Source organism: Reichenbachiella sp. (assembly GCF_965233835.1).
In the GTDB taxonomy this organism is placed as follows: domain Bacteria; phylum Bacteroidota; class Bacteroidia; order Cytophagales; family Cyclobacteriaceae; genus Reichenbachiella.
Genome location: NZ_OZ247585.1, coordinates 4318165 through 4341236, shown reverse-complemented (window position 1 = coordinate 4341236; position 23072 = coordinate 4318165). Strand labels below are relative to the sequence as shown.

The window sequence follows — 23072 nt, the reverse complement described above, 5'->3', positions numbered from 1 at the left end:
AGGTCTATTACCATTGAAAAGAATTGATCCAATCAATCAATTCTTGTGATGTTTAGGATTTGAACCGGTTCAATAAAGTATTGGCCATCTTCTTTCTGTCCTTGAATTTCTTTAACTACCTCCATGCCTTGCGTCACCTGACCAAAAGCAGCAAAACCGAAACCGTCAGGATTTCTAGCGCCATTAAAGTCCAATGCTGGCTGATCTCCAATGCAGATAAAAAAGCTACAGGTGGCTGAATTGGGCGTGTCTCGAGCCATAGAGAGCGTGCCGTCTTTATGTAGTAAGCCTGTTTGTTCTGTAGTTTCGATGGCTATAGGAGTCATTTCCTTTTCAGCAGGCATATCGCCACCCTGTATGACTTCTATTCGCACCTCTCTATCCACCTCATTTTCAGGTGTACAAGCGCGAAAAAAACTGGAGTTGGTGTAAAGTCCTGCATCTACATATTTTAAAAAATTAGCTACCGTTTGAGGTGCTTTTTCCGGATACAGCTCTACTTCGATTACTCCAAGTGAAGTCTCTATTTTGCACTTGGTAGTGTTTTCGACACATCGAATCAGAAAGAAGGAAAGTAAACAAAGCGCAAAGGTTAGTCTCATATCTTTTATGATAAAAAATGATTTTTTTCTAAAGAAAGATAGGGGATAATATTTACTTGTTTTAGGCTCAGGTGCTAAATTGCTCAGTAATTATCCTAATTAATCTTTATATTCAATTTTAGAATACAACTTCTTGACCTTGAGCGAAATATTCATTAGCTATATTCCAGAAGACAAACGCCGAGCCCGCCAATTGGCAGAGGTACTCGATGAGTTTGGCTGGTCAGTATGGTGGGAGTCTGCCATCGCTGATGACGAACATTTCGATGCGCAAATACAATCTGCTTTGAAGAGTGCCGATTGTATCATTGTGCTCTGGTCTCCTGGTGCCATCAACAATGAAACGATTTTAGAGCAGGTCCAGCTAGGCTTAAAGAAGAAAAACATTGTTTCTCTGACCTACGATGAGGTTCAAAAACAACATGACCTACCTACATCAACTTACACTAATTTATCGCATTGGAATGGTGATGCTGCGGATAAAAACATTCGAATTTTATTAAGTGATATTTATGACCTGATTGGACACCCTCCTCAGAGAACCAGGGATAAAATTTTCAGAAATTTAGTCACCTTTGTTTCAGTAATGCTTCTCGTGGTTTGGAGTACTTTTATTTTATCCATTCAATACAAAAATAAAACCCAAGAATCCAGAGACTGGGAAACATACCTTAATGAAAACAAAAGTGACGGATATCAAGCGTATCTGAAACTCTATCCTGAAGGTAAACATGTTCGAACGGCCGAATTCAAAATAGATAGCCTACATGAAGCAGAGAGCTGGGAGAAGGCATTGATAGCCAACTCCGTGTCTGTATTGGAGGCCTACATCCAGGAAAATCCAAAAGGCACATATAAGGACGCGGCTTTCGCCAGAATTGCCGAACTCAAAGATGAGGAGGCCTGGCAAGAGGCGAACGAAGAAAATACTGTGGTGAGTTATAAGGTTTATTTGAGGCTTTCGCCCAATGGCAAATTTGCTAGTGAAGCAGAAAAAATCATCGCAGAGCGCACCAGACCAAAAGCGGTGGTCAAAGCAAAACCTGTAGAAAGGACTTATTTGCTAAAGACTTTCTCCGCACCTAAGGAAGTGCTAAGCGTAGCGGTAGCTCCAAATGGCAGAAGAATTTTGACCAAAGGCTGGGACAATACTGCCTGGCTTTGGGATCTGAATGGAAATCTGATAGAGGAACTCAAAGGCCATACAGACTGGTTGACTTCGGTAGCATTTTCGCCGAATGGCAATCGAATGGCCACAGGCTCCTGGGATAAAACGGCCAAGTTGTACGATGTCAATGGTCGGATGATTGGTGAGTTTAACGGACATACCTTTCACGTGAGCGATGTGACTTTTTCTCCTGATGGCGAATATCTGGCGACGGCATCATTCGATAAAACCGCCAGACTGTATAAGCTGGATGGCACTTTCGTGCAATCTTTCCAAGGACACACAGAGTGGGTCAATGCCGTGGCTTTCTCACCCAATGGCAAGCATATTCTTACCGCTTCCAATGATCACACTGCTCGGATGTGGGATATGAAGGGCAATATGGTGGCTGAGTTTTCTGGTCACATACATTGGGTGACTTCAGTGGCTTTTTCTCCCGATGGCAAGTTTATTATCACGGGTTCCAAGGACAAAACAGCCAGAATCTGGAGATTGAAAGATCGGAAAAACAAAAAGCTCATTGGTCATACCAAACCTGTCAATGCCGTGGCTTTTTCACCCGATGGAAAAAAGGTAGTAACCGCCTCAGCAGATCATACCGCTATACTCTGGTCGCTCAACGGCAAAGAACTTCGCAGATACACCAAACACAAAGGTCAAATCAATGACGTGGCTTTTACTCCCGATGGTAGAAAAATCCTGACTGGTTCGAGTGATCGCACGGCAAGACTTTGGGAGGTGCAGTAAGGGCTAGTCAGCCGGCTATTTTCTTCTTTAAGGAGCGGAGGATACTTCCCAAAAGCGGAATATGTTCATAGAACATTTCTCCGGCATCAAAGTAATCTCTTTGATGAACAACTTTGTCTTCCAACGTAAGTACTGATATTCCAGAGGCCACTATGCTCTTTTTCGGCCTTTTCAGTTTTACCTGCATTTCCCAACTTAGGTAAGCCTTATTGTCAACTATAGATTCGTCAGTAAATTGGAAAGACCCTTCGATCAGATTGTCATTCAGTTTATCAAAGTAGGCCTTAAGGTTTTTAACTCCTTCTATTTCGTGAATTGGATCTTTGAACACGACATGATCCGAATATATATCATTCAGAGCATCGGAGTAATCGAATTTCATCTGTGTGAAGTAATTCTTGAAGTTGTCAATGATTGCTGAGTGCATGGGTAAGTGAAAAGGTTAGTTTATCAATTATATGTAACTGGCCTCAATTGAGAGAGCCGTTCGAAATTAATTAGTCTGTTGTTGCCATCAAGCATTAGACGGTAGGAATGTTACAAACATGGGTAATGTGACAATAAATAGGCCATTTATTGGTGTGATCTGATAGGAATCTATTACATATCAAACGAAAGGTGTTCGAAGTGTCTCCGGTATTTAAAATTTTCATGCGATACACTTTATACACTAGCGTTTGTTTCGGTTCATGTAGGTGAATTTTTTTGTTCGAGTTTCTAAAAACGAACTGAGACACGGGCTCTCGAACCTACAATTGTTCAAAAAAACTATAATAACTATGACTATGAACAATTTACGACTTATTACAATGACCATCTTAATGGCAATGATTTCCTGCTCAGATGATGAAGGGGACGAACCACAAGATGATGGAACTTCTACTTTAGAAAGTTATTCGTTTACGTATAACGAAACTGAATATGAGGTGATTCTAGAGAAGATGTCATGGAAGGAGGCTGCCGCATATGCCAAAGAGCAAGGAGGGTATTTGGCTGAAATTAATTCACAAGAAGAGCAAAATACCCTATATACAGAGCTTTCTAAAAATGCGGGTATCACCTTAACAAGAACCACGGCAAGCGATGGAGGGGGAGCTTCCTATGTTTGGATTGGCGGAAATGATATCAATGCAGAAGGAGAATGGAAATGGGATGGAAATGATGATGGTAGTGGTGCCCAGTTTTGGGCTGGATTAGCAGACGGATCTGTTGTTGGAGGATTATACAACAACTGGGGTGATGAGCCTGATGATTTTAACGATAATCAAGATGGCCTGGGATTGGCACTTACCGATTGGCCATTAGGAACGGCAGGGCAATGGAACGATTTAAGAGATTCGAACAGACTTTACTTTCTTATTGAATACTAAAAGTCAACACACAAGTTTTTGATACTTGAGGGGTGTCACCCCCGTACGTTTCTTAAACTCTGTATAGAAAGAAGATCTGGAATTAAACCCGGCTGAGTACATGATTTGTTCGATGGTGTGCTTGGCCGGGTTTTGCTCATTCAACTCTTCTAAGACATAGTTTATTCGGTAGTCATTTACATATTCAAAAAAAGTCTTCTGGTTTACGGTGTTTATAGCTTTGGAAATCAAATAGGGCTTATGATTGGTTAAATCGCCAAGTGAATTAATACTCAAATCCGACTTCTTGAACAGCTTTGCATTTTGCATGAAACTATCGATCTCATTGAGTATTAGCTTATATATTGGATCATTGTCTAATGGGCTGCTTCTATTTTTTGGAAAATGAGCAGACTTGCTTACTGTCAATATCAATACAAGAGCCAAATAACTAATTATTGAAGTGCTGATTATACTAAAGAAAACTAGATAGGTTTTGTTATCTATCGGATCAAAATACAGAAGGATGGTAATAATAATTCGAATGACGACTACGGCCGTGCATCCATAAATAAGCAGGGACTCCCATAAGCGCATGCCTTCTGCTGATCGGTGCCCTCTAAAGCAAACAATGGCTTTCCAAATATAATATAGCTGATACACCATGATGGCTTGAAAATAGGGCTTCCAGTGTTGATTCAACCATTCCACAAAGGTAAACTCAATGAATACGCAGATGATGGAAAGTACAATGACAGGGTGTATTATCTTTTTTACTCTCTCATCTGAAACATCAACATTAGAATTGGCTACCGTGAATAAATATATTAATGGGCCCCAAAACCACATGCCTTGAAAAGTAAAGTTGCGAATCCACATGATATCACTGTTCTGAAGGGTCGTGAGGAGGTTGGAGATCACATAAAAACCCCAACTAAAAAAATACCAACCCAAGAAAGTGAACTTCTGATGAAACTTGCCCTTTTGAATCAGGGCCGCTCCTAATATAGCAGTGAAGAATACAACATTGAGATTGATTATAAGTTTAGGCAGTGCTTCCATAAAGTATACTTTTTATGACTGATGGTACAACAGTCTAAAAAATCAAAAACCGTATACTTGGTTATCTCATTTTACACTTGTGGGATGGTCTTTGGTGTGCGGAAATGTTTCTAACCCTCTGGTCGTAGCGTCCGCCAGGACTCAAAACAAATAGAGCGTTCGCTCGATCGGGGTCAGAATGGAAGTTCTACCTTAAAGGTTTCAATCGGGCGGACGCCCTTTCTCAAAAAAACAGGTCCTAGGATCGCTTCGCTTAACCTACGACCAGAGAGGGCATTTACGAAGATGTCACTAAGCAAATGAATGAGACTGAGCCAGGTGCTTTGGCGGTTGGGTTTCACTTAGGAACCACCGCTGGGGCGCATTGGCCTGAATTGATCCAAGTAGCAGATCCAGGGGAGTTCCTTTTCTGCGGAGAAGCCCCTCAAGAAATGCAACAAGCTGCTGTGGGTATGGGCTTGGATGCGACTTTCGCTCCAAATGTCTTTGGATTTACTCGCAACTAGGTTTGGGCTTCCCATTGAAAAACAACAGGGGAGTGCGTCGGTCGCGTACTCCTGTTTATGTAGTGGTAACGTCCAGATATGGCATGTGCTATATCATTTGTTACCTGCATTTATTTGTGAATACAGATGGTACTTGTGGCAATCCACACCATTCAGCGATTCGATTGTATTTACCTGATAGGTCTTTAAATAATTCCCAACCTGATTCAGCTACCTTGATTGCTTTTCCAAGTTCCGTATTACCATCAGCCATATTGTCTATTATCTTTTTGAACTTGTTTAGGGCGGTTGAATTTTTGACTATTTCTGGTTCCTTTTCACTTTCAATTGCTTCAAGAGAACCTTCAAGATCGTTTAGAGCTAGAAACGCTGGACTGGAGGTAGGAAGCATGTTCTTCAATTCATTTATTGTTCCAATCGCAGTACTTATCTTATCATTTAATATCACACTACTTGATGTAGATATTGAAGGTCTAAAATCAATACTGATTGGTGCTTTGTTCGAAAGTCCGTCACCGACTATGCCTATTAATTTATCTATTCTTGAGTTTTGAAGACTAATAATATCCCTCTGAGAATCAATTCTAAATTGAGCCATTCTCAATTCATTTTTTAATTCAAGAATAAGAATTTCACTGGTTGCAAATTTTTCAGGAGATTCTTTTCCAGTTACTATAAGTTCATACTCCTGTAATGCCTTTTCAACAACTTCTGATTCTCCATCATCTTTTTCGATTATTAGTCTAACCCTCAAACCATCTTGTTCGATTCTCACTTTTGCTTCTTCTTCAGGGTAATTTTCTCTAAGATATGTTCCAAAAAAGTTTAGAATACTTAAACCAGCTTGATGATATTCAGGTGGGAATTCGATACACCTATCGATAATTCTTTTGCTATTTACATTTGGGTCGGATTCAATTTCAATAACATCAATATTATTTATTGAAAGTTGATTTGAATACGAGGCTATCACAAATTTAAAAGGATGACTTAGTGGCGCAAGTAAGTCCAATTGTCTATGGAAAATATCAAAATTGGAACGATAGTACCATTTGTTCTTTACACCTGAAGCTAAATCAGGTGATGGTACTAACAAGATTGGTATCTTGATTACCCCATATTTTATGGCAAGTGTAGTTTGATGAAATAGCCATCTACTTAAGTCATGAATTATTAAAGTGCTAACCCCGACTGTTGCAGAAACTTCGTTCTTTACCGGCCCAATTAACTTTCCGATGTTAATTCTTTGGCCAGTTGAAGAAAAATGAGGCTTATCAATTATGGTCCAACCTCTTTCTGAGAGTTTTTCTTCAAATAGATATCTAGGATTTTTTCTATCCATCTCCGAATCCGAAGTGTTGATATAGGTGAAGAACGGCTCTAGGCAGTTTTCTATATCGTCAATTTCTTGTTGATGATTCTGAACGAGCTCATCCCAAGCTCCTTTGTATGAAATTACTTTGGTGATTTTCATCGAAGTGATTATTGCAGGTAACTAGTAAATAACGGCACCTTTCCCAAAGGGATGCCCTTGGCATATGATCGTTATCTTCCAAAGATCGAAATAAATGATCACAGTATGGCTGTTATTTACCTTTCAACTACCCTGATTTTCAGCGTAGCTCTTAGTACATAAAATTGATTTTTCTCAGAAGGGCTGCTTAACAATAATAGTTGATTGCTGAAAGGATTCCAAAATCGCCTACCGATCCTTCAGTCGGTACATAAACTTCAGCCCACTCCAGTCGGCGTCTATGGCGGCTACTTTTACATCTACCAGCCCGGCGTCCAGCATAAAGTCCCGGATATGATTTTCTTTGAAGCACGAGGGGAGTTTGGAAGAGAGCTTTACCCAACTGACCCAAAGGATGCCGTTTTTCTTGAGTAGCGGAATTTGTTTAGCGGCTTCTTTCAGATCATTTTCTTCCTTGCAAAACACATGAATGAAATCTAGAGATTCCTTGTCTGGCGTATCTACTTTTTCCACCAGTTCAGGCCAGTCAGAGAACAGGCTACGATAGTGCGCTGGTTCGTTGACCAGGTGCACTTTGAAAGCTGATCTGATACCAAGCTTTTTCGCTAACGGTGTGGAGGAGTATCCGGCGGTCATTGTAGATCGGTAGAGTGAATCTTAAAGATAGCAAGAATTCATGGGGAGTCACTAGCAGAAAAAATGATATCGCTCATTTTTTTCACATAAATGACCGATATTTAAAGTCTGAAAGTCAAAATACAAAAGCGTATATCGGTTTTCATTCCCACTCCAAAACTTCTAGTTCTAATTTTCTTACAATTAAAACGAATCGAATTTATGAATTTAGAATCGAAGTATTCCTATGCCCTGGGTTTAGCCTTGAGTATCTTATTCTTGGTAGGCAGTTGCGAAACCAAACCACCCACTGATCTGGCCGATCACAATCTCATCCCTCACCCTGTGGAGATTGCTGGTACTGGTGGACGCTTTCAGCTAAGCACTGAGGCTACCATTCAAATTTCGGATTCTACCTTACAAGGTGTAGCAGATTATTTCATTGAAGTCCAACCGGGAATGAAAATGGCTATGGGTCAAAAGGCTGACATTGCACTGTCTCTAGGTGCTAATGACCAACAACTGGGTCAGGAAGGCTATTTGATGAACATCTCCGAAAACAGCATTACAATATCCGCCAATCATGCACATGGCGTGTTTCATGGACTGCAGACTTTGCAGCAGCTCATTCCGTTATCTTCAGATAAACCTGTTGAGTTAGCTACAGGCACTATTCGAGATTACCCGAGATATGAGCACAGAGGCTCCATGTTGGATGTGTCCAGACATTTTTTCGGAGTGGAGGATGTAAAGCGATACATTGATTTTCTGGCGACTTATAAATTTAATGTCTTGCACCTGCACCTTACGGATGACCAGGGTTGGAGAATAGAAATAAAATCCAAACCGGAACTCACAGCTATTGGAGGGTCCACAGAAGTCGGCGGAGGAGAAGGTGGTTTCTACACCCAGGAGCAGTATCAAGATATAGTGCAGTACGCAGCAGATCGATTCATCACTATTGTTCCGGAAATCGATTTACCGGGTCATACGCAAGCCGCGTTGGCTTCTTACCCAAAGCTAAACTGTGATGGAAAGGCCGGAGAACTATACACGGGTACCAAAGTGGGCTTTAGCACTTTGTGTACGGATAGCGAAGCCACTTATGAGTTTGTGGATGCTGTCGTAGAGGAATTAGCAGCTATCACACCTGGTCCGTTCATTCATATCGGTGGAGATGAGAGCCATGCCACCGAGAAGGAGGATTATATCTATTTCATTTCCCGGGTTCAGCAAATCGTATCTAAGCATGGCAAAACCATGATGGGCTGGGATGAAATCGCTCAGGGCGAAATAGAGAAGGAAACTGTGGTGCAGCAGTGGAACAGTGCGGGCAATGCCTCCAAAGCTGCGGAAAATGGTAACAGAATCATTTTATCACCAGCGAAGCTGACTTATATGGATATGAAATATGACAGTACCAGTCATATAGGTTACGACTGGGCGGCCTTGATCGAAGTGGATCAGGCGTACAATTGGGATCCGGATACCATCAACGCCACTGTACCAGCTAAACTGATCTATGGTATTGAAGCGCCACTCTGGACCGAGACCGTAGAAAGCATGAAGGATATCGAGTATTTGGTTTTTCCTAGACTACCCGGATATGCCGAGATTAGTTGGGCACCTCAGTCTATTAGAAATTGGGATGAATATCGTAGTAGGTTGGCAGCCCATGCCCCTCGTTTCGAATCAGAAGGAATTGGCTTCTATCGTTCTCCTGTGGTTAACTGGGGAAAGCAAGATTCGATCAATTGACAATAACCTTAAGACTAAACATAAGTGTGTTTGCCTCACTTATGTTTAGTCTTAACTTTTGCTTCTACTCATACCTCAGTGACTCCACTGGGTTAATTTGCGCCGCCTTGATGATATGATACGAAATAGTTAGCAAAGCAATAGTGAGCGCTGCTAACCCAGCGATCGCGAACAGACTCAAATTGAGTTCCGTCCGGAAAGCAAAATTTTCAAGCCATTGGGAAAGTGAGAAATAGGTTAGAGGTGCTGCGATCGCAAAGGATACCAGTATAAGTATTGCAAAATGCTTGGATAAGGTTAGGAAGAGATTACCAATATTTGCTCCTAGCACTTTTCGTACGCCAATTTCTTTCATACGTCTTTCAGTGGCTAGCGCCGATAATCCAAACAGTCCCATACATCCAATGAAGATGCTCAGAAAAGCTATAATCGAAATGACCGCACTCATCTGCTGATCACTCTTGTAGAGGTCATTCATATGATCTTCAAGGAAAGAATAATCTAATGGGTATTCGGGAATGATTTCTTGCCAAACCTGTTCCAAGTGGTTGAGGCTCGATTGAATATTACTTCCGTTTAGTTTTAACGACATTTCTCCGAAGTGCCCCTCAGAAGTGACAACAAGAGCAAGGGTATTGACCTTATGATGTAAGGAGTTGAAATTGAAATTCTTGGTTAATCCGATAATCTGACCCAGAGAGTCGTTGTGATACCAGCTATGCCCCATTCTCCTGCCTACAGGGTTATCAACGCCAAGCTCTTTGGCAAAGGCTTCATTAATGATAAAAGCCATACCGTCGTCAGATTGTCTAGATTCATCAAAATTTCGCCCTTCAATCAAATCAATATCATATACATCCAAATAGTCAAAATGTACCCTGAGGTTGGAAGGGGTAAATTCGAAAAGGCCCGTATCTACTTCAACTTTGGCACCCCATTGGTGAAAGTTACTGCCTAGTCTTTGGCCAGAAGCTGTTACCCCAAGGATATTACTATTTTCCAGTAGACGTTGTTTGAGAAGATCGTATTTTTCATTCGCCGTTCTGTCCATATCCACAAGCAAAACATGGTCAGTATTAAAACCTTTATCCTTGTCTCTCATGTAATTTAGTTGGTTCAATACCGCTAAAGTGGCCACAATCATGGCAATGGCCAGACTAAACTGTGTGATGATAAGAGTGCTTCTAAAAACAGATTTGCCACCTGTTTTTGTTGTGCCTCTCAGGATAGTCGCTGGTCTGAAGTCAGCCATGTACAAAGAAGGATATAGACCGGTAAGTACGCCTAGCAGCAAAGTAATACCCAGCATTAAAATCAAAACCGTTACGTTAGAAAAAATCGGAAATAGACTAAGCTGTCGATCAATCAACTGATTTAGGAAGCCGAGACCAAGCCAGGTAATGAAAATTGACAAGAGCAAGGCACAAAATGTCATCAGAACTGATTCTGTGATAAACTGCCAAAAAAGCTGATCCTTATACGCGCCAATAGACTTTCGAACTCCGATTTCTTTAAGCCGAGTACCCGAACGAGCTATAGTCAGATTCATAAAATTGACCGAGGCAATGATGAGGATAAATACACCAACTAGCCAGAAAACATTGAGGTAGCTACCGTTAAACTTTCTGTGGTTCAAATAATCGTGTTCAATGTCCGTGGAGCCCAGGTGCACTTCATCTAGCCGCTGCAGAAATATTTTCAAGTATTCATTGATGTCTTCATTTCCTGAATTCTTCGTCAAAAATTCAGGATACCTTTTAGTCATATCTTCAAGATCGGCTTGTGGACTTAACTGTAAGTAGGTAACGAGAAAATTGCTTCCCCACCTCTCATTGAAGTCTTTATTCCGATGGGTTATAGAGGTCACCGAAATGACAATTTTGAATTGAAGGTGCGAATTGTCTGGGATATCAGCTAATACTCCGGTAATCTTGAAATGATCGCCACTCATTTCTAATACTTCTCCAATGACATTGGTATGCCCAAATATGGTTTTTGCGGATGATTCACTCACAAGAATGCTGTAGGGTTCGTCTAATGCACTCTGACGATCGCCAGCGATCAGTGGAAAATCAAACATCGATAGAAAGGTACTATCAGCAAAAATTGCATTATCAATAGGAAAGGACTCTCCATTAGTTTTCCAGACTAGTTTGCCTTGTCCCCAGAGTCTAGTGAACTGTTCCACTTCTGGGAAATCCGTCAAAAATGAAGGTCCCATACCGGCCATAGACAAGGCCACATTTTGTACCTTGGTACCAGGGAAGCTCTGAACTTCACAGAGCCGATAGATGTTGTCCTTTTTACTATGTTGATCGAAAGATTTTTCATCTTCAATGAATAAATAAATAGCCAGACAGGCAGCAAACCCTATGGCCAGGCTCAGAATATTGAGGCTGTTGTGAAAACGGTGTTTGCGCAAATTTCTGAATGCAATGAGTAAATAACTTTTAAACATAGTAGTGTGGTTTGAGTGTTTTGACTTGGTTTTTTTAAGGGCAAAAGGTCTGATGTAGTTCAGTACCTGATACCAGTAGTTGAGTTTTGCTTTTTTTGAGTTGTTGTGTTCTAGTGTATAGATGAATTGCTCATACAAATCCCCAGAGACCTCTTCATATAGATCTGATTTCAGCATCCAAGACAGGATCTTTGATGCCAACCAAGGTGGTGATGGAACAGATTCAGACATTTTGTATCAAAAGTGAAAACTGAGTGTTCCTTCGGAAAATTTAGGGTATTGGTTCCAAAGCGAAAGTCTGAGCTCGCGCGCATTGGCCAATACTTGTTCTCCCTCCGCGGTAATGGAGTAGATCCTCTTTCGTCTCCCACCTCGTTCGGTAGTAGCGCCTCCCATAGCTGAGGTTAAAAAACCTTTGTCGGCCAATCGACTCAGCGTGGAATGCACCGCTCCAATGGCCGTACTCTTTTTAGTTTGAGATTCAAACTCTTGTGCAATATTGAAGGCGTAGGCTTGCTCGCCTAAAATACCAACTAAAAGCAGGATGACTTCTTCGAATTCTCCTAATCGTGATTCATTCATAACATTAATACTAGATTGTAGAACAAATACGAAGGTAAAATCTTTTTGTTCTACAATCTAGTAATAAATAAAAAATAAGAGTTTTTGGATAAGATGCACTGGTAGGCGCCTTGATTTAAGGAGTCGCGGTTAATGCACTGGATAAAATAAATGCCGCTACCCGAAGGTAGCGGCATTAAAAGGCATGATAAATGGGCTTAGACTCCCATTTTTCTTGGGCAAGTTACAAACAACAGTTTAGTTGCTTGTTATTACTATGTTATTTCTAATAATTATTGAATGCTAACTTATATGCAATGGACTTTACAGATGTAGCCTGATGTTAAATTTGTTAAAAATTTTCATCACATAAAGCATGATCACAGAAAAGACTGCACACCACAAGATACCAGGGATACCGCTTCCAAAATATGCTGGAATTATTTTTAGGTCAATGGCTAGATTGAAATAGATAATGATACCTGGTAGAATGTAAATCAATAAGGGGTTGGCGGCAGCAGGCATAAAGAATTCACTCCATGCTGTTTTCTTTCTTATTTCCATCAGCCAGTATAAGGCGTAGTAGATGAAGGTACAAAGACCGGCCGAATACAAGGTCCAGGAAGGTGTACCTCTAATTTTTGATACTTCATAGTAAGGTCTCAGTAAGTACCCAGCCAAGAAGAAGAGCAAGCCAAACCCAATAACTTTCCAATTGACAATTGCTCCATTTTTTCCGTCAAAGAAAAGTAGTGATATGATAACACCGGCACTGACAAGGGTGACATGTGTCAAATGCCCGGCAATGAATTTGAACCATCCCAATTCATTGATGGCCAAACCATCGGTTTGGGTGAAACAGTTGGCTATAACACTGATCACGAAGAAGGCGATTATGGCTTTTAGATTGCCATTGCTGAACCAGTAGAACACTACCGTGAACAGGTACGCCCAGCCTATGAGTCCTAAAATTCCCCACCATTTTTGGGTCATGCCCATTTGGCCATTGTCTTGAATGTAAAGAAAGTACAACGCTACAAATCCGAGCATGCCTCCGTACTGAAGCGCGTTTTTCCAAAGTGTGGGGAAATCTTTACCATATTTATTCCAAACAGGTATGGGTAAGGTGTAGGCAAAAAATGCCCAAAGGGCTGGAGAGATTAGCATTTGTGCTTTATTGTATCCGTATTCAGCATTTACCATAAACAGGCCCATAACAATGAGAGCCAGCGAACGCTTGAGGGTGTGTTTCCAAATGACTAAAGGTTGATCGCCTTTGGCAAGCCTGGCATTGAAGGCAAATGGAACGGACATTCCCACAATAAATAAGAAGGCAGGAAATACCAGGTCAACAAAAGTCATCGCGTCGGCCTCGGCAGGCATGTGTTTCATCCACTGAGGTACATCGGACACACCCGCCAACTCATTCACAAATATCATTACCAGAATGGTAATCCCTCTAAAAGCATCGATTGAGACGATGCGCCCACTGTACAAATTTTCTTTGATTGTCATTAAAATAAATTTTCTATATAAACACAACGATACATTCTGTCCTCCGCGGTAAGTTTCCAATTGACTTGACCTGAATGGTTGATATTCAGGATTACGCCATTGGTGGCACTACAGACTAAGAATTCTTCTGAGTTCAATTGCTGAACACTCCCCATGAATGGAGAGAAATAAGATTCAGGCAACTGAATATTTGTTTTGGGTGAGAGTGTTTGGTTTTGATCTGCCAAACGAAGGGACAAGATACGGGAATATGGTCTATTTTCCGAGGCTCCATTATCAAAAAGCAACAAGTCACCGTTGTGGTTGAAATGCGCAAAATGTTGGAACATAAATTCGGAGTTGTTACTTAGTTGAAAATCTCCATCGGCTCCAAGTTTCCAATCTACCTGTCGGCTCTGCTTGTTGATTTTCCAAACTTGAGACAAGGCTCTAAACGATACATAATAGGCTGTCTCGTCTTCAATAATTGAATTACTCCAAGGCTGAACATAGGTAGTCAGGTCTGGATTAGTAAACTCAGAAAATGAGGACCATTGCCAAACTTTTTTTCCGTTTCTGTCTAAGACCAAAATACCATCTCCACTAAACTCGTCTTGTGTTTCTTGGGTGAGATAGACGATATGGTTGTCTTCAGAAAGAAATATGTCGTGATGAGGAGTTTTTATAAAATCGTTCTCGCCATAATTTAGTAGGAGCAGTGTGTCTCCTGCCAGATTGGTCTCCAGTATTCGATCCCCATCAGAAAACCCTTGGTCCGTGCTGCTTTCAATACTCAGGATAGTATTTCGATGGGTTAGGTTAGCCACCTTAATCATATTAGGTGAGGTGCGATACCAGACGACTTGTCCATGCCCATCCACCAATAGAATGACAGAAGGGTGTCCAGATCTATGGAAGAGAAAATAACCATCAAGATTGGTTTCAATCTGGTTTTTTGTTTCATCGTAGAAAAGATCGACTGCCTCCGGGCGTTCGAAGGTGTGGAAATCTTGTATATTGTTGGCTTCAATGTTCTCATCTCCAAATCGGATGGCATAGCTGTAGGCCGTACTTTCTTTTAAATGACTAAGCAGTATGCTGGCGTGTAGATCTTTGCTCTCTGATACATTTAAGGTTTTTTGGTTGTCGGGCTGGTTTGTTTCCCAATAGTCTATGAAAAGCTGATGCGGCTGGCTGAGTGATACTTCTATTTTAGCTGTTTTTCCAATAGAAGGGTAGATATTCACCTGCGTCGTTTCAATTTCAGGTAATGAAGTCCTCTCACTGTCTGAGCATGAAACGAGCAGGCAAATTCCCACCGCTACTTCTAGTATTCTATTATTCATTGATTAGAAAAAGTACAAAGAAAGGTCCGTTAAGAATATGCTAAAATCTATCACAAGACCCTTCTAAGTCTATGAATAAGCGTTAATGTTATTGTTTATCCCACCATACTGGTGTCATTATGTTATTGGTACCACCAATTCTGCTGATCGCATCCTCATAGTTGGTCGGATTGTTTTGTGCCTCAAATTCCGGGTAGAAAAAACGTCTGGGCATGACACCATCGGTACCGCTATAGTACCATTCTACATTGGTGAATGGTACCAGCTCTGGGTAACCAGACCTTCTGTAATTGGCGTAGGCCTCCGTACCATTCATGAAGTAAATGAGCCACAGTTGCTCGTTGGCCACTCTGATTTGATCTTCTGTAGCAGCTGGCAATGGATTCGCAGCTAAGAAATCAGTTATTTGAGTTTCCGTGATCGCCGGTGCTCCCGGATACATACCCACATGTTGCATACCTGCTCTTACTCCATTTTCCCAGTGTGTGGCGGCATCAGCGGTCCAACCTCTGGCAGCTGCCTCAGTCAAAAACATTTCTACCTCTGCGTAGGTCAGATGAAAGTAAGGCGCATCGTTTGCAGTGATATAATCACTTGGTTGCATGTATTTATTGACATGTGCCACATAGGCTACATAATTGGCATCTTCATCATATAAGTCGCCATAGTCTGACCAAAGATTCCACCAAAGTGCACCATGAACGATACCTTCTTGCAAATGAGGAGTAACGTCCAACCGTGTAGGGTCACCTTTTGGAGCCGTATAGGTTCCTCCATAGATAGATAATCGGGGATCTCCAGTATTCTTCAAAAAGTCCACCAGCGTGTTGGTCAATCGGAAACCTTCAGAATTGGCTGAAGCATTAAATACTTGGGATCTGCCATTGCCTCGATTTTCTGTAGAGGAATACGAAAAATCACTGTGAAGCATAATGGCATTGTCATCGTTACTCTGCATCAAACCACCAGCAATGGCTGCTGTGACCTGAGTTTCGGCTTCTGCGATGTCGATTTTGGTTAATCGAAAACCTAATCTCAACCTTAACGAATTTCCGAACCTTCTCCATTTCTCCAAATCACCGGCAAAAAATAAATCGCTGGACATGGTTTCTTTACTGTCGTCAAAAGCTGCTACCGCCTCATCCAATTCTTTGAAGAAATCAGTATAGATGTCTTCTTGACTATCATAAACGGGTGTGAGGATGCCTTCTGTAAAACCTTTGACAGCCTGAGAGTATGGGATGTCACCATATAAGTCGGTAATTTTTGAATAGATCAATACCTTCATAATTCTGGCAGCCGAATTGATGTTTACCTGCTCGGGATCATCAACAGTGGCATCAATTATACTCTGAACGTTCTTGGCATCTCGAGGATAAGATTCTTCCCATAGAGAGTACCAATGGCTCTGTTCCACCACTCGGTATTGTGCGCCGTGCTGGCACCACCAAGACCCACTAAAATGCTGAATCATGGATGAAGTAATACCGAGGTCATATCTCCAGGCTTCTTCTCTTTTACCAGACAGGTCAAGCTGTACTTTGGCTAGTTGAAAGCTAGGATCGATTTCATTATAGGCATTGGGGTCTGTATTGATTTCGTCGAAATCGTCTGTACAAGACCAACTGATAACTGCAAAAAGCAGCCAATATTTTATGTTAATTATTTTCATGGTTGCTGTTTTTAGAATGAAACATTTACACTAAAACCATAATGTCTTCTGGTTGGTAAGGAACCATATTCCAAACCTTGACCATTGCCATTATTGTAGGTTGATTCAGGGTCGATATTGGGTACATTCTTGTAGAGTGTCCAAAGGTTTCTACCAATTACCGAAATCCGAACATTGGTGAAAGGTGTTTTATCCAAAACTGATCTTGGTAAAGAATAGGCCAATGAAAGATCTCTAAGTTTGATGTAGCTCGCATCGTAAACAAATTTTTCAGGCACATTGCTGGACACAAAATTCCAGTAGTCTGCAGGGTTTACGATTTGATCGTTAGCTTCATACTCTGGATTATCATCAGTAGATGTAGCTGTTTCTTTTACTCCATGTCCGATGTAACCACCATCAATAGGTAGATTTACAAAGTCTTCCGGGGCATTACCAGCGTCTACCCAGGCATCTCTTGCGTCCCGATTTCGTTGTGCATAGTCGTTCCAACCTTCTCTTCCATCCAAGGTTTCAGGATGAGCGCCAGAACCATACATGGTCATATTCGTCACCGCGAAAATATCTCCGCCCATTCGCACATCGAACGATGCTTTTAAGGCAAATCCTTTGTATGAAATGGTAGAAATAGCACCTGCTGTCCAATCGGGTAGGGTGGTACCAAGTTCGATAGGGTCTTCGGTCAATCGTGGCATACCATCGTCCCCATGGATGATTTCTCCATTGTTGTCACGCAAAAAGCCTCGACCAGTGATCAAACCAAAATCAGACCCTTCTTCTGCGATTATCTTCACACCTGCCCATCTTGCATCAGCGATGGTAATAACAGGGATATCCGGATGCAAGGATTCGACGGTTGTTTTGTTCTTAGCAAAGTTCAAGGACAGGTCCCATTGCAAACCGTTTGAAAGCTTAAGAGGGGTTGTGGTGAGCAGCAGCTCTATACCTTCATTTTTCAACTGTCCCGAATTCACTATAGCTGAACGGAAACCGGTGGTTTCTCCAACGGGAGCATTGAAAATGAGATCATCGGTAGTAGTCGTGTAATAGGCAAAGTCTAAACCTAATCGGCCTTCAAAGAATCTGATATCAGTACCTAGCTCAATGGATTTAGTTCTTTCTGGTTTTAAATCAGGGTTACTGATTTGATTACCCGAGATTTCAGCCAAAGGAATACCCAAATGAGAAATGCCTGTCAATGAATAGTTGTTAGCTAACTGATAAGGGTTGGCATCACCGCCTACTTCAGCATAAGAGGCTCTTAGTTTAAAAAAGCTCAAAGCATTTAGTCCTAAATCAACAGCTTCTGACAATACAAAACTGGTGGATACAGAAGGATAGAACTGTGATCTGTTTTTTTCAGGTAAGGTAGAGAACCAGTCGTTTCTCCCTGTCACGTCCAAAAACAGGTATTCTTTATAAGAGAAGCTAGCAAATCCATAGAGCGAATTAACTTTTTTCTCTGCTCCTCCCGGTGTGACTATGATGTTTTGAAAGTTATTCAATCCATCTACACCTTCGATTATGATCTCCGACCCATCTATTCTGGTTGAAGACGATTTGCTGTGCATCAAATTTCCTCCCGCACTCAAGCCAATGTTGAAGTCATCGGTTATGTCCCTGTTAGCTGACAACAAGAAGTCATTGTTTGTTTCTTTCAGCGTGGTCGTGAGATCCACCATTTGGCCACCCTCTTTGGTAGGGGTGTATTTGTTGTAAAACTCATGATGATTGAATGTGAAATAGTCTAAACCGCTTCTTACTTTGAGCGATAGCCAATCTGTGAAGTTTACTTTAACAGACCCAAAACCTAAAATACGATCCTTTTCACTGTGGTTATAAGTTTCGTTGATGGTCCAGTATGGGTTGGCTCTATAGATATTTCCTGTGTAGTCCAGGTAGGTACCATCGTCATTTTTATAAGTTTCTAACCAAGCTTGATCGAAGTTGGGTGCCAGGCCAATGATGCCGTTACCAATATTGGTGACTTCATCAGTTAGTGCAGGGCGGTTGTTCACTTTTTCAGTAATATATGAAAGCTTACCATCTATCTCCACATGCTCGCCCAATTTAGAATAGGCTCTCAAAGTTGCATTCTGGCGATCCAGACCACTATTAGGAAGAATGTCAGAGTTATCAATATCTGTAAAGGATAATCTAACATTTGAGTTTTCGTTTCCTCCTGACAGGGCTATGGTATTGTTGTAAGTCACTCCGGTATCGAACAGACCCTGGATATTATCATCCACCAATCCATAAGGACGATCTGTACCATCTACTTGCGTCACGGTTAAGGACGGATCTAATGGTGCTCCCCAAGAAGAGGTGATGTTTCTGGCTCGGTCTATAGACTCAGGTAAGGCGCCATTTGCACCCTGACCATACACTTGCTGGCGTTCATCAAGTTTGGTTGAAATCTTATCCAAAGTGACAGTGCTGTTCAAGTCAATGGACCATCCTTTTCCGCTTTTGGATCCTTTTTTAGTGGTTACCAATATCACACCATTGAGTGCTCTGGATCCATAAAGTGCTGCAGCAGAAGCACCTTTCAGCACAGAGATAGACTCTATGTCATCTGGATTTATGTCTGACAAACCGTCTCCTAAATCAAACCCACCGTTTTGAGTCGCCTGCCCCAATGTACCGTTGTCTACAGGGACTCCGTCAATGACGTAAAGAGGTTGGTTGCTGCCATCGATCTCACTAATTCCTCTGATGATGACTCTAGAAGACCCTGAAGGGCCAGCTGTGGTAGTAGAAATGTTTATTCCTGCTACTTTTCCCGCCAACGAATTGACTGCATTGATTTCGCCATTTCTGGCGATATTTTCACTGCCTACCTCTGTGATAGAATAACCCAAGGCTTTTTTATCTCTTTCGATACCGAGTGCCGTAACTACAATTTCATCAAGCTGTTGTAAATCGGGCTGTAGAGCTATGTCAAGCGTAGACCTGTTACCCACCTCAATGGACTGAGCCAAATAGCCGATATATGAAAACTGCAGTATTTCATTTGGAGCAGCCATTAATGAGTACTTACCCTCTATATCGGTGACTGTACCTGAACCTGAGCTACCAAGAATGGTTACCCCAATCAAAGGCGTACCATCTTCAGCGCCAGTTACCATACCTGATACTTTGTTTTCCTGTCCTATAGTAGGTAGTGTGGAACAAAGCAAAAGGCACGATAGAAGTGCTTTGTAAAGTTTATTCATAGTATTTGTGATTTTTGTTTGCTTCGAAGGAATCAAACTATCTGTATGAGTAGAAAAAATGAGGCTGGACAAAATGCACCTGCTTTTTGAATTTAGCCTAGACAAAAACAGGACACCCCGTTTGTAATAATCAGATTGTCAGTGAGTTGAATGAAATGGAATTGAGATTTATAAAACCTGTTAAATGGATTCAAGAAAAGCTTGAAGATTGATGTCTGAATCTAGGTTGAGTTTTTTTCGTAGACGATAGCGACGTTTTTCTACACCACTTACTGAGATATTCATCAGCGACGCAATTTCTTTTGTAGATAGGTCAAGTTTAATGAATGCACATAAGTTAATGGATGACTTGGTCAGATCGGGTTGTTTTTCTTTTAGCTTTTTAATGAAATCCTGATGACTTTCGTCAAAGTACATTTCGAATCTTTCCCAGTTGTTGTCTGATCGCATGTTTTGATCTATGCTTCTGATAGACCTCTTTATTTTTTGCTCCGAATCTTTAGTTACTGACGAAGCAATTTGGGCTAGTCCTTTTTTCAATTGACCCAAAAACTCATTTTTCTTTGTGATTTCCAGCGCTACACTTCCGAGTTCTTTGTTTTTTAGAAGAACTTTTTCTTTTAACCGTTCATTGATCAGCCTTATTTTTTCAGTCTCTGCCAGGAGCTTTTGTTGTTCGAGTTCCTCGTCTTTTTTAAGTAGTGCTTCCTTTTTCTCTCGTTTGAGTTTGGCTACTCTTACTTTATAGATCAAGGTTCCAACGATTATGATAATCAGGGTATAAAGGATACCGCTTATCCGAGTGGCATACCACGGACTCTGAATGAGAAATGGATAGGAGGTATGTTCAGAATATTTGAATAAATCTCCTCTGGACCTGACATGGAAGATGTACTTTCCCGGTGCCAGATTTTTAAAGCTGTTTTGATTGGACTCATGCCAATCTGACCAATTGAGTTCCTCTGTGTCAGTTTCACTTTCTAGATAGAAACTGAATTTGATTTGTTCGCGCGATTGGTAATAACCTGAAGCATAAGTGAAAGTCACATTGTTGAAATCATGAGGCAGTGAAAGTGATTGCGAACCCTTAGTGGGCGCAAGCCAGGTCGAGTCGGTCTGTTCAAATTTGACCTCTCGTATGATAGTCTTTTTTTTATTGTTTTGTTTATTTATACGGTAGTTGATATTGGCATTCACGTTGAAATGAGCAAACCCCTCCTGAGTGCCAATCACCACGTTGTTGCTGTCATATACGTGTAGGTATTCATAACTACCTACTAGATTTCCATTAAGCTCAGTAATAACATTCTCCGGTAGAAGCGTGTAGCTACCATTATCCAGTGGGTCTAGTTTGGTGATTTTGTTATCCTGAATGATCCAAAGACTTTGAAAGGTTCCCTCAATAATTTTATCAACATAAAAATTATGTTTTAAAAAGGAGCTGATTTCCTGATCGAGGTGGAAGGTCTTATCAGAAGGGTTAAACTGATACACACCATTTTCTGCGGAGAATAGAAGTCCTTTTTTTGACAGGCTGGCAAATGAGATATACGCAGGCAAATTCCCATCCTTTTGGGAGTAGAACTCTTTGTTTTGAACCTTCTTATGCTCAAAATCTATAGTCATTCTAAAAAGTCCCTTATTTCCATGACAAACCCAAAGCCGTTGGTCTGCATCGAAAGTAATCACTCTACTGGATTCGTCGAATGAAGTCAGAGGTTTGGGTGTTTTTGAACCTGGTTCTAATACATAAAGCCCATGCTCTGTACCCAGAAGTAGAAGCTCTTTCTGGTTGGGAACTGTTTCAATCGTCCATACTTTATATTGATCGAAAATGAGTTTAAGTCTTCCGTTTTCTAAAACAAACAGACCTTTTTCATGAGCAATATATAATTTAGTACCCATTGATTTAAACTCATAGACCTGTCCTTCTGTCCCCCTTATGGGTTTAAACTCGCTTTGAGATTTGTGGACAAAAACACCTTGACTAGTACCCAAATAAAGGCGTTCTCTATGTACGGCAGAAGCATATCCCATCCCTCGTATACCATTAGAAATGCCATAGTGTGTAAATGGAGTGTTCAGAGTGATATGGCTGATGCCATTATCTAGTGCTAGCCATAGGTTTCCTTCTCTGTCCTCGTACAGATCAAAAATATTGTCTGAAAGAAGTCCCTGCTGACTGTTGATGTGATGAAGGAGCTTCATATTTTCATCTAGTATGACAAGCCCTTGATTTTGGCTGGCTAGTGCGATAAGGTTGGATTGTAATTTAATGGCTTTGGATGTTACAAAGCCGGGAGGAAGGTAATTGGGAGACTGCCTGGAGTTGGATGTTAGAGATACAAAGTCTCCGTTTTGAGTAATAATCTCACTCCCTATTATTCCAATAATTGTTTGTTCTTTTCTTTCTTGTTTGTTGACTTGTTGATTTGCCAGATCGAAAATGGTAAGTACCTCATCGGATTGGTAATAGAGGTTTCTACCCACAACCTGAACGAAGGCCAAACCCTTAGGGATGTTGAAGAGAAGTTTAAATGAACGATCAGTGTATTGGTAAATGGCTGTTTTAGTAGTTACAATAGTTTCAAAGTCCGTAGTCCAAATACCCGTGATTTCTCCTATCGGGTCTTCAAAATCAATAAGAGATTCGTAGTGAGAAATACCCGTATTATTGTGTATGAGCTGTCCAAATTCATTGAAACTGCCCACATAAATATTTCCCTTAAGGTCAACATTTAAGGAGTGACCATCCAACCGGCTTGGTAGCCAAATCTTTCTCCACATTTTACCGTCAAATTCCAGAATACCATAGCTATTACCAATGTAGATGAGATCATTCTGTCCTTGGACAACCTGGAAGTTTTTAGGATGCCATTCGTAGTCTTTGGAAGTATAGTTTTTAATTTCTGGTAAGCCAACGGGGAAATTCTGTGCTAGTGCGGGCGCACAGCAAATAGTCCAAACGGTAAATACCAGTAGGTATACTTTTTCAGGGCAACTTCTCATAAATGCGTATTCAATTTCCGTTTGGGCTAGAGGAAA

General features: G+C 41.1%; 16 protein-coding genes. 4 read left to right on the top strand and 12 right to left on the bottom strand.

Going from position 1 to position 23072, the window contains the following annotated elements; translation table 11 throughout:
- Positions 1-32: 32 nt before the first annotated feature.
- On the bottom strand, positions 33-602 hold the full coding sequence (locus ACO6S2_RS18460; protein ID WP_422360038.1) for a peptidylprolyl isomerase: 570 nt from the start codon (positions 600-602) through the stop codon (positions 33-35).
- Positions 603-741: 139 nt separating this feature from the next.
- On the opposite strand from ACO6S2_RS18460, the gene ACO6S2_RS18455 reads away from it, so the two are divergent.
- Positions 742-2517: a toll/interleukin-1 receptor domain-containing protein gene (locus tag ACO6S2_RS18455; RefSeq protein ID WP_422360037.1), complete on the top strand. Its 1776-nt coding sequence runs from the start codon at positions 742-744 to the stop codon at positions 2515-2517.
- A 7-nt stretch (positions 2518-2524) separates the two neighbouring features.
- On the opposite strand, the gene ACO6S2_RS18450 is transcribed toward ACO6S2_RS18455, so the two are convergent.
- Entirely contained in the window at positions 2525-2944 is a 420-nt protein-coding gene (locus ACO6S2_RS18450) for a nuclear transport factor 2 family protein (protein WP_422360036.1), read from the bottom strand.
- Positions 2945-3302: 358 nt separating this feature from the next.
- Between ACO6S2_RS18450 and ACO6S2_RS18445 the strand changes: the two genes are divergently transcribed.
- Positions 3303-3887 carry a C-type lectin domain-containing protein gene (locus ACO6S2_RS18445; protein WP_422360035.1) on the top strand — a complete coding sequence of 195 codons (585 nt, stop codon included), beginning with the start codon at positions 3303-3305 and terminating at the stop codon, positions 3885-3887.
- A gap of 3 nt (positions 3888-3890) precedes the next feature.
- On the opposite strand, the gene ACO6S2_RS18440 is transcribed toward ACO6S2_RS18445, so the two are convergent.
- A complete protein-coding gene (locus ACO6S2_RS18440) occupies positions 3891-4928 on the bottom strand; it encodes a helix-turn-helix domain-containing protein (protein ID WP_422360034.1) in 1038 nt (345 codons plus the stop codon).
- A 299-nt stretch (positions 4929-5227) separates the two neighbouring features.
- Between ACO6S2_RS18440 and ACO6S2_RS18435 the strand changes: the two genes are divergently transcribed.
- Positions 5228-5434, top strand: a complete 207-nt coding sequence (locus ACO6S2_RS18435) for a hypothetical protein (protein WP_422360033.1) — start codon at positions 5228-5230, stop codon at positions 5432-5434.
- Positions 5435-5534: 100 nt separating this feature from the next.
- Here the strand turns inward: ACO6S2_RS18435 and ACO6S2_RS18430 are convergent, their stop codons facing one another.
- Complete coding sequence (locus tag ACO6S2_RS18430) at positions 5535-6908, bottom strand: hypothetical protein (protein ID WP_422360032.1); 1374 nt, start codon at positions 6906-6908, stop codon at positions 5535-5537.
- A gap of 228 nt (positions 6909-7136) precedes the next feature.
- A complete protein-coding gene (locus ACO6S2_RS18425) occupies positions 7137-7544 on the bottom strand; it encodes a DUF3052 domain-containing protein (protein ID WP_422360031.1) in 408 nt (135 codons plus the stop codon).
- Between the two features lie 201 nt (positions 7545-7745).
- Between ACO6S2_RS18425 and ACO6S2_RS18420 the strand changes: the two genes are divergently transcribed.
- The gene (locus tag ACO6S2_RS18420; protein ID WP_422360030.1) at positions 7746-9281 is read left to right on the top strand and encodes a beta-N-acetylhexosaminidase; all 1536 of its coding nucleotides are present in this window, start codon (positions 7746-7748) and stop codon (positions 9279-9281) included.
- A gap of 64 nt (positions 9282-9345) precedes the next feature.
- Here ACO6S2_RS18420 and ACO6S2_RS18415 read toward each other — a convergent pair whose 3' ends face one another.
- From ACO6S2_RS18415 to ACO6S2_RS18385, 7 genes are all read right to left on the bottom strand, one after another.
- On the bottom strand, positions 9346-11970 hold the full coding sequence (locus tag ACO6S2_RS18415) for an ABC transporter permease (protein WP_422360029.1): 2625 nt from the start codon (positions 11968-11970) through the stop codon (positions 9346-9348).
- A 6-nt stretch (positions 11971-11976) separates the two neighbouring features.
- Positions 11977-12321 carry a PadR family transcriptional regulator gene (locus ACO6S2_RS18410; RefSeq protein ID WP_422360028.1) on the bottom strand — a complete coding sequence of 115 codons (345 nt, stop codon included), beginning with the start codon at positions 12319-12321 and terminating at the stop codon, positions 11977-11979.
- 303 nt (positions 12322-12624) lie between these two features.
- Positions 12625-13815, bottom strand: coding sequence for a DUF5009 domain-containing protein (locus tag ACO6S2_RS18405; protein ID WP_422360027.1), 1191 nt, complete (start codon positions 13813-13815; stop codon positions 12625-12627).
- Positions 13815-15140 carry an aryl-sulfate sulfotransferase gene (locus ACO6S2_RS18400; protein ID WP_422360026.1) on the bottom strand — a complete coding sequence of 442 codons (1326 nt, stop codon included), beginning with the start codon at positions 15138-15140 and terminating at the stop codon, positions 13815-13817. Before ACO6S2_RS18400 ends, ACO6S2_RS18405 begins: the two co-directional genes overlap by 1 nt.
- An 88-nt stretch (positions 15141-15228) precedes the next feature.
- Positions 15229-16812, bottom strand: coding sequence for a SusD/RagB family nutrient-binding outer membrane lipoprotein (locus tag ACO6S2_RS18395; protein WP_422360025.1), 1584 nt, complete (start codon positions 16810-16812; stop codon positions 15229-15231).
- An 11-nt stretch (positions 16813-16823) separates the two neighbouring features.
- Positions 16824-20027 (bottom strand): SusC/RagA family TonB-linked outer membrane protein, encoded by a 3204-nt coding sequence (locus tag ACO6S2_RS18390; protein ID WP_422360024.1) that lies wholly within the window; start codon positions 20025-20027, stop codon positions 16824-16826.
- Between the two features lie 180 nt (positions 20028-20207).
- A complete protein-coding gene (locus tag ACO6S2_RS18385) occupies positions 20208-23036 on the bottom strand; it encodes a ligand-binding sensor domain-containing protein (protein ID WP_422360023.1) in 2829 nt (942 codons plus the stop codon).
- Between the last annotated feature and the right edge of the window lie 36 nt (positions 23037-23072).

Coding starts and splice junctions, on each gene's coding strand:
- ACO6S2_RS18460 (WP_422360038.1), bottom strand. CDS start 602: ATGAGACTAACCTTTGCGCTTTGTTTACTTTCCTTCTTTCTGATTCGA.
- ACO6S2_RS18450 (WP_422360036.1), bottom strand. CDS start 2,944: ATGCACTCAGCAATCATTGACAACTTCAAGAATTACTTCACACAGATG.
- ACO6S2_RS18445 (WP_422360035.1), top strand. CDS start 3,303: ATGAACAATTTACGACTTATTACAATGACCATCTTAATGGCAATGATT.
- ACO6S2_RS18440 (WP_422360034.1), bottom strand. CDS start 4,928: ATGGAAGCACTGCCTAAACTTATAATCAATCTCAATGTTGTATTCTTC.
- ACO6S2_RS18435 (WP_422360033.1), top strand. CDS start 5,228: ATGAATGAGACTGAGCCAGGTGCTTTGGCGGTTGGGTTTCACTTAGGA.
- ACO6S2_RS18430 (WP_422360032.1), bottom strand. CDS start 6,908: ATGAAAATCACCAAAGTAATTTCATACAAAGGAGCTTGGGATGAGCTC.
- ACO6S2_RS18425 (WP_422360031.1), bottom strand. CDS start 7,544: ATGACCGCCGGATACTCCTCCACACCGTTAGCGAAAAAGCTTGGTATC.
- ACO6S2_RS18420 (WP_422360030.1), top strand. CDS start 7,746: ATGAATTTAGAATCGAAGTATTCCTATGCCCTGGGTTTAGCCTTGAGT.
- ACO6S2_RS18415 (WP_422360029.1), bottom strand. CDS start 11,970: ATGTCTGAATCTGTTCCATCACCACCTTGGTTGGCATCAAAGATCCTG.
- ACO6S2_RS18410 (WP_422360028.1), bottom strand. CDS start 12,321: ATGAATGAATCACGATTAGGAGAATTCGAAGAAGTCATCCTGCTTTTA.
- ACO6S2_RS18405 (WP_422360027.1), bottom strand. CDS start 13,815: ATGACAATCAAAGAAAATTTGTACAGTGGGCGCATCGTCTCAATCGAT.
- ACO6S2_RS18400 (WP_422360026.1), bottom strand. CDS start 15,140: ATGAATAATAGAATACTAGAAGTAGCGGTGGGAATTTGCCTGCTCGTT.
- ACO6S2_RS18395 (WP_422360025.1), bottom strand. CDS start 16,812: ATGAAAATAATTAACATAAAATATTGGCTGCTTTTTGCAGTTATCAGT.
- ACO6S2_RS18390 (WP_422360024.1), bottom strand. CDS start 20,027: ATGAATAAACTTTACAAAGCACTTCTATCGTGCCTTTTGCTTTGTTCC.
- ACO6S2_RS18385 (WP_422360023.1), bottom strand. CDS start 23,036: ATGAGAAGTTGCCCTGAAAAAGTATACCTACTGGTATTTACCGTTTGG.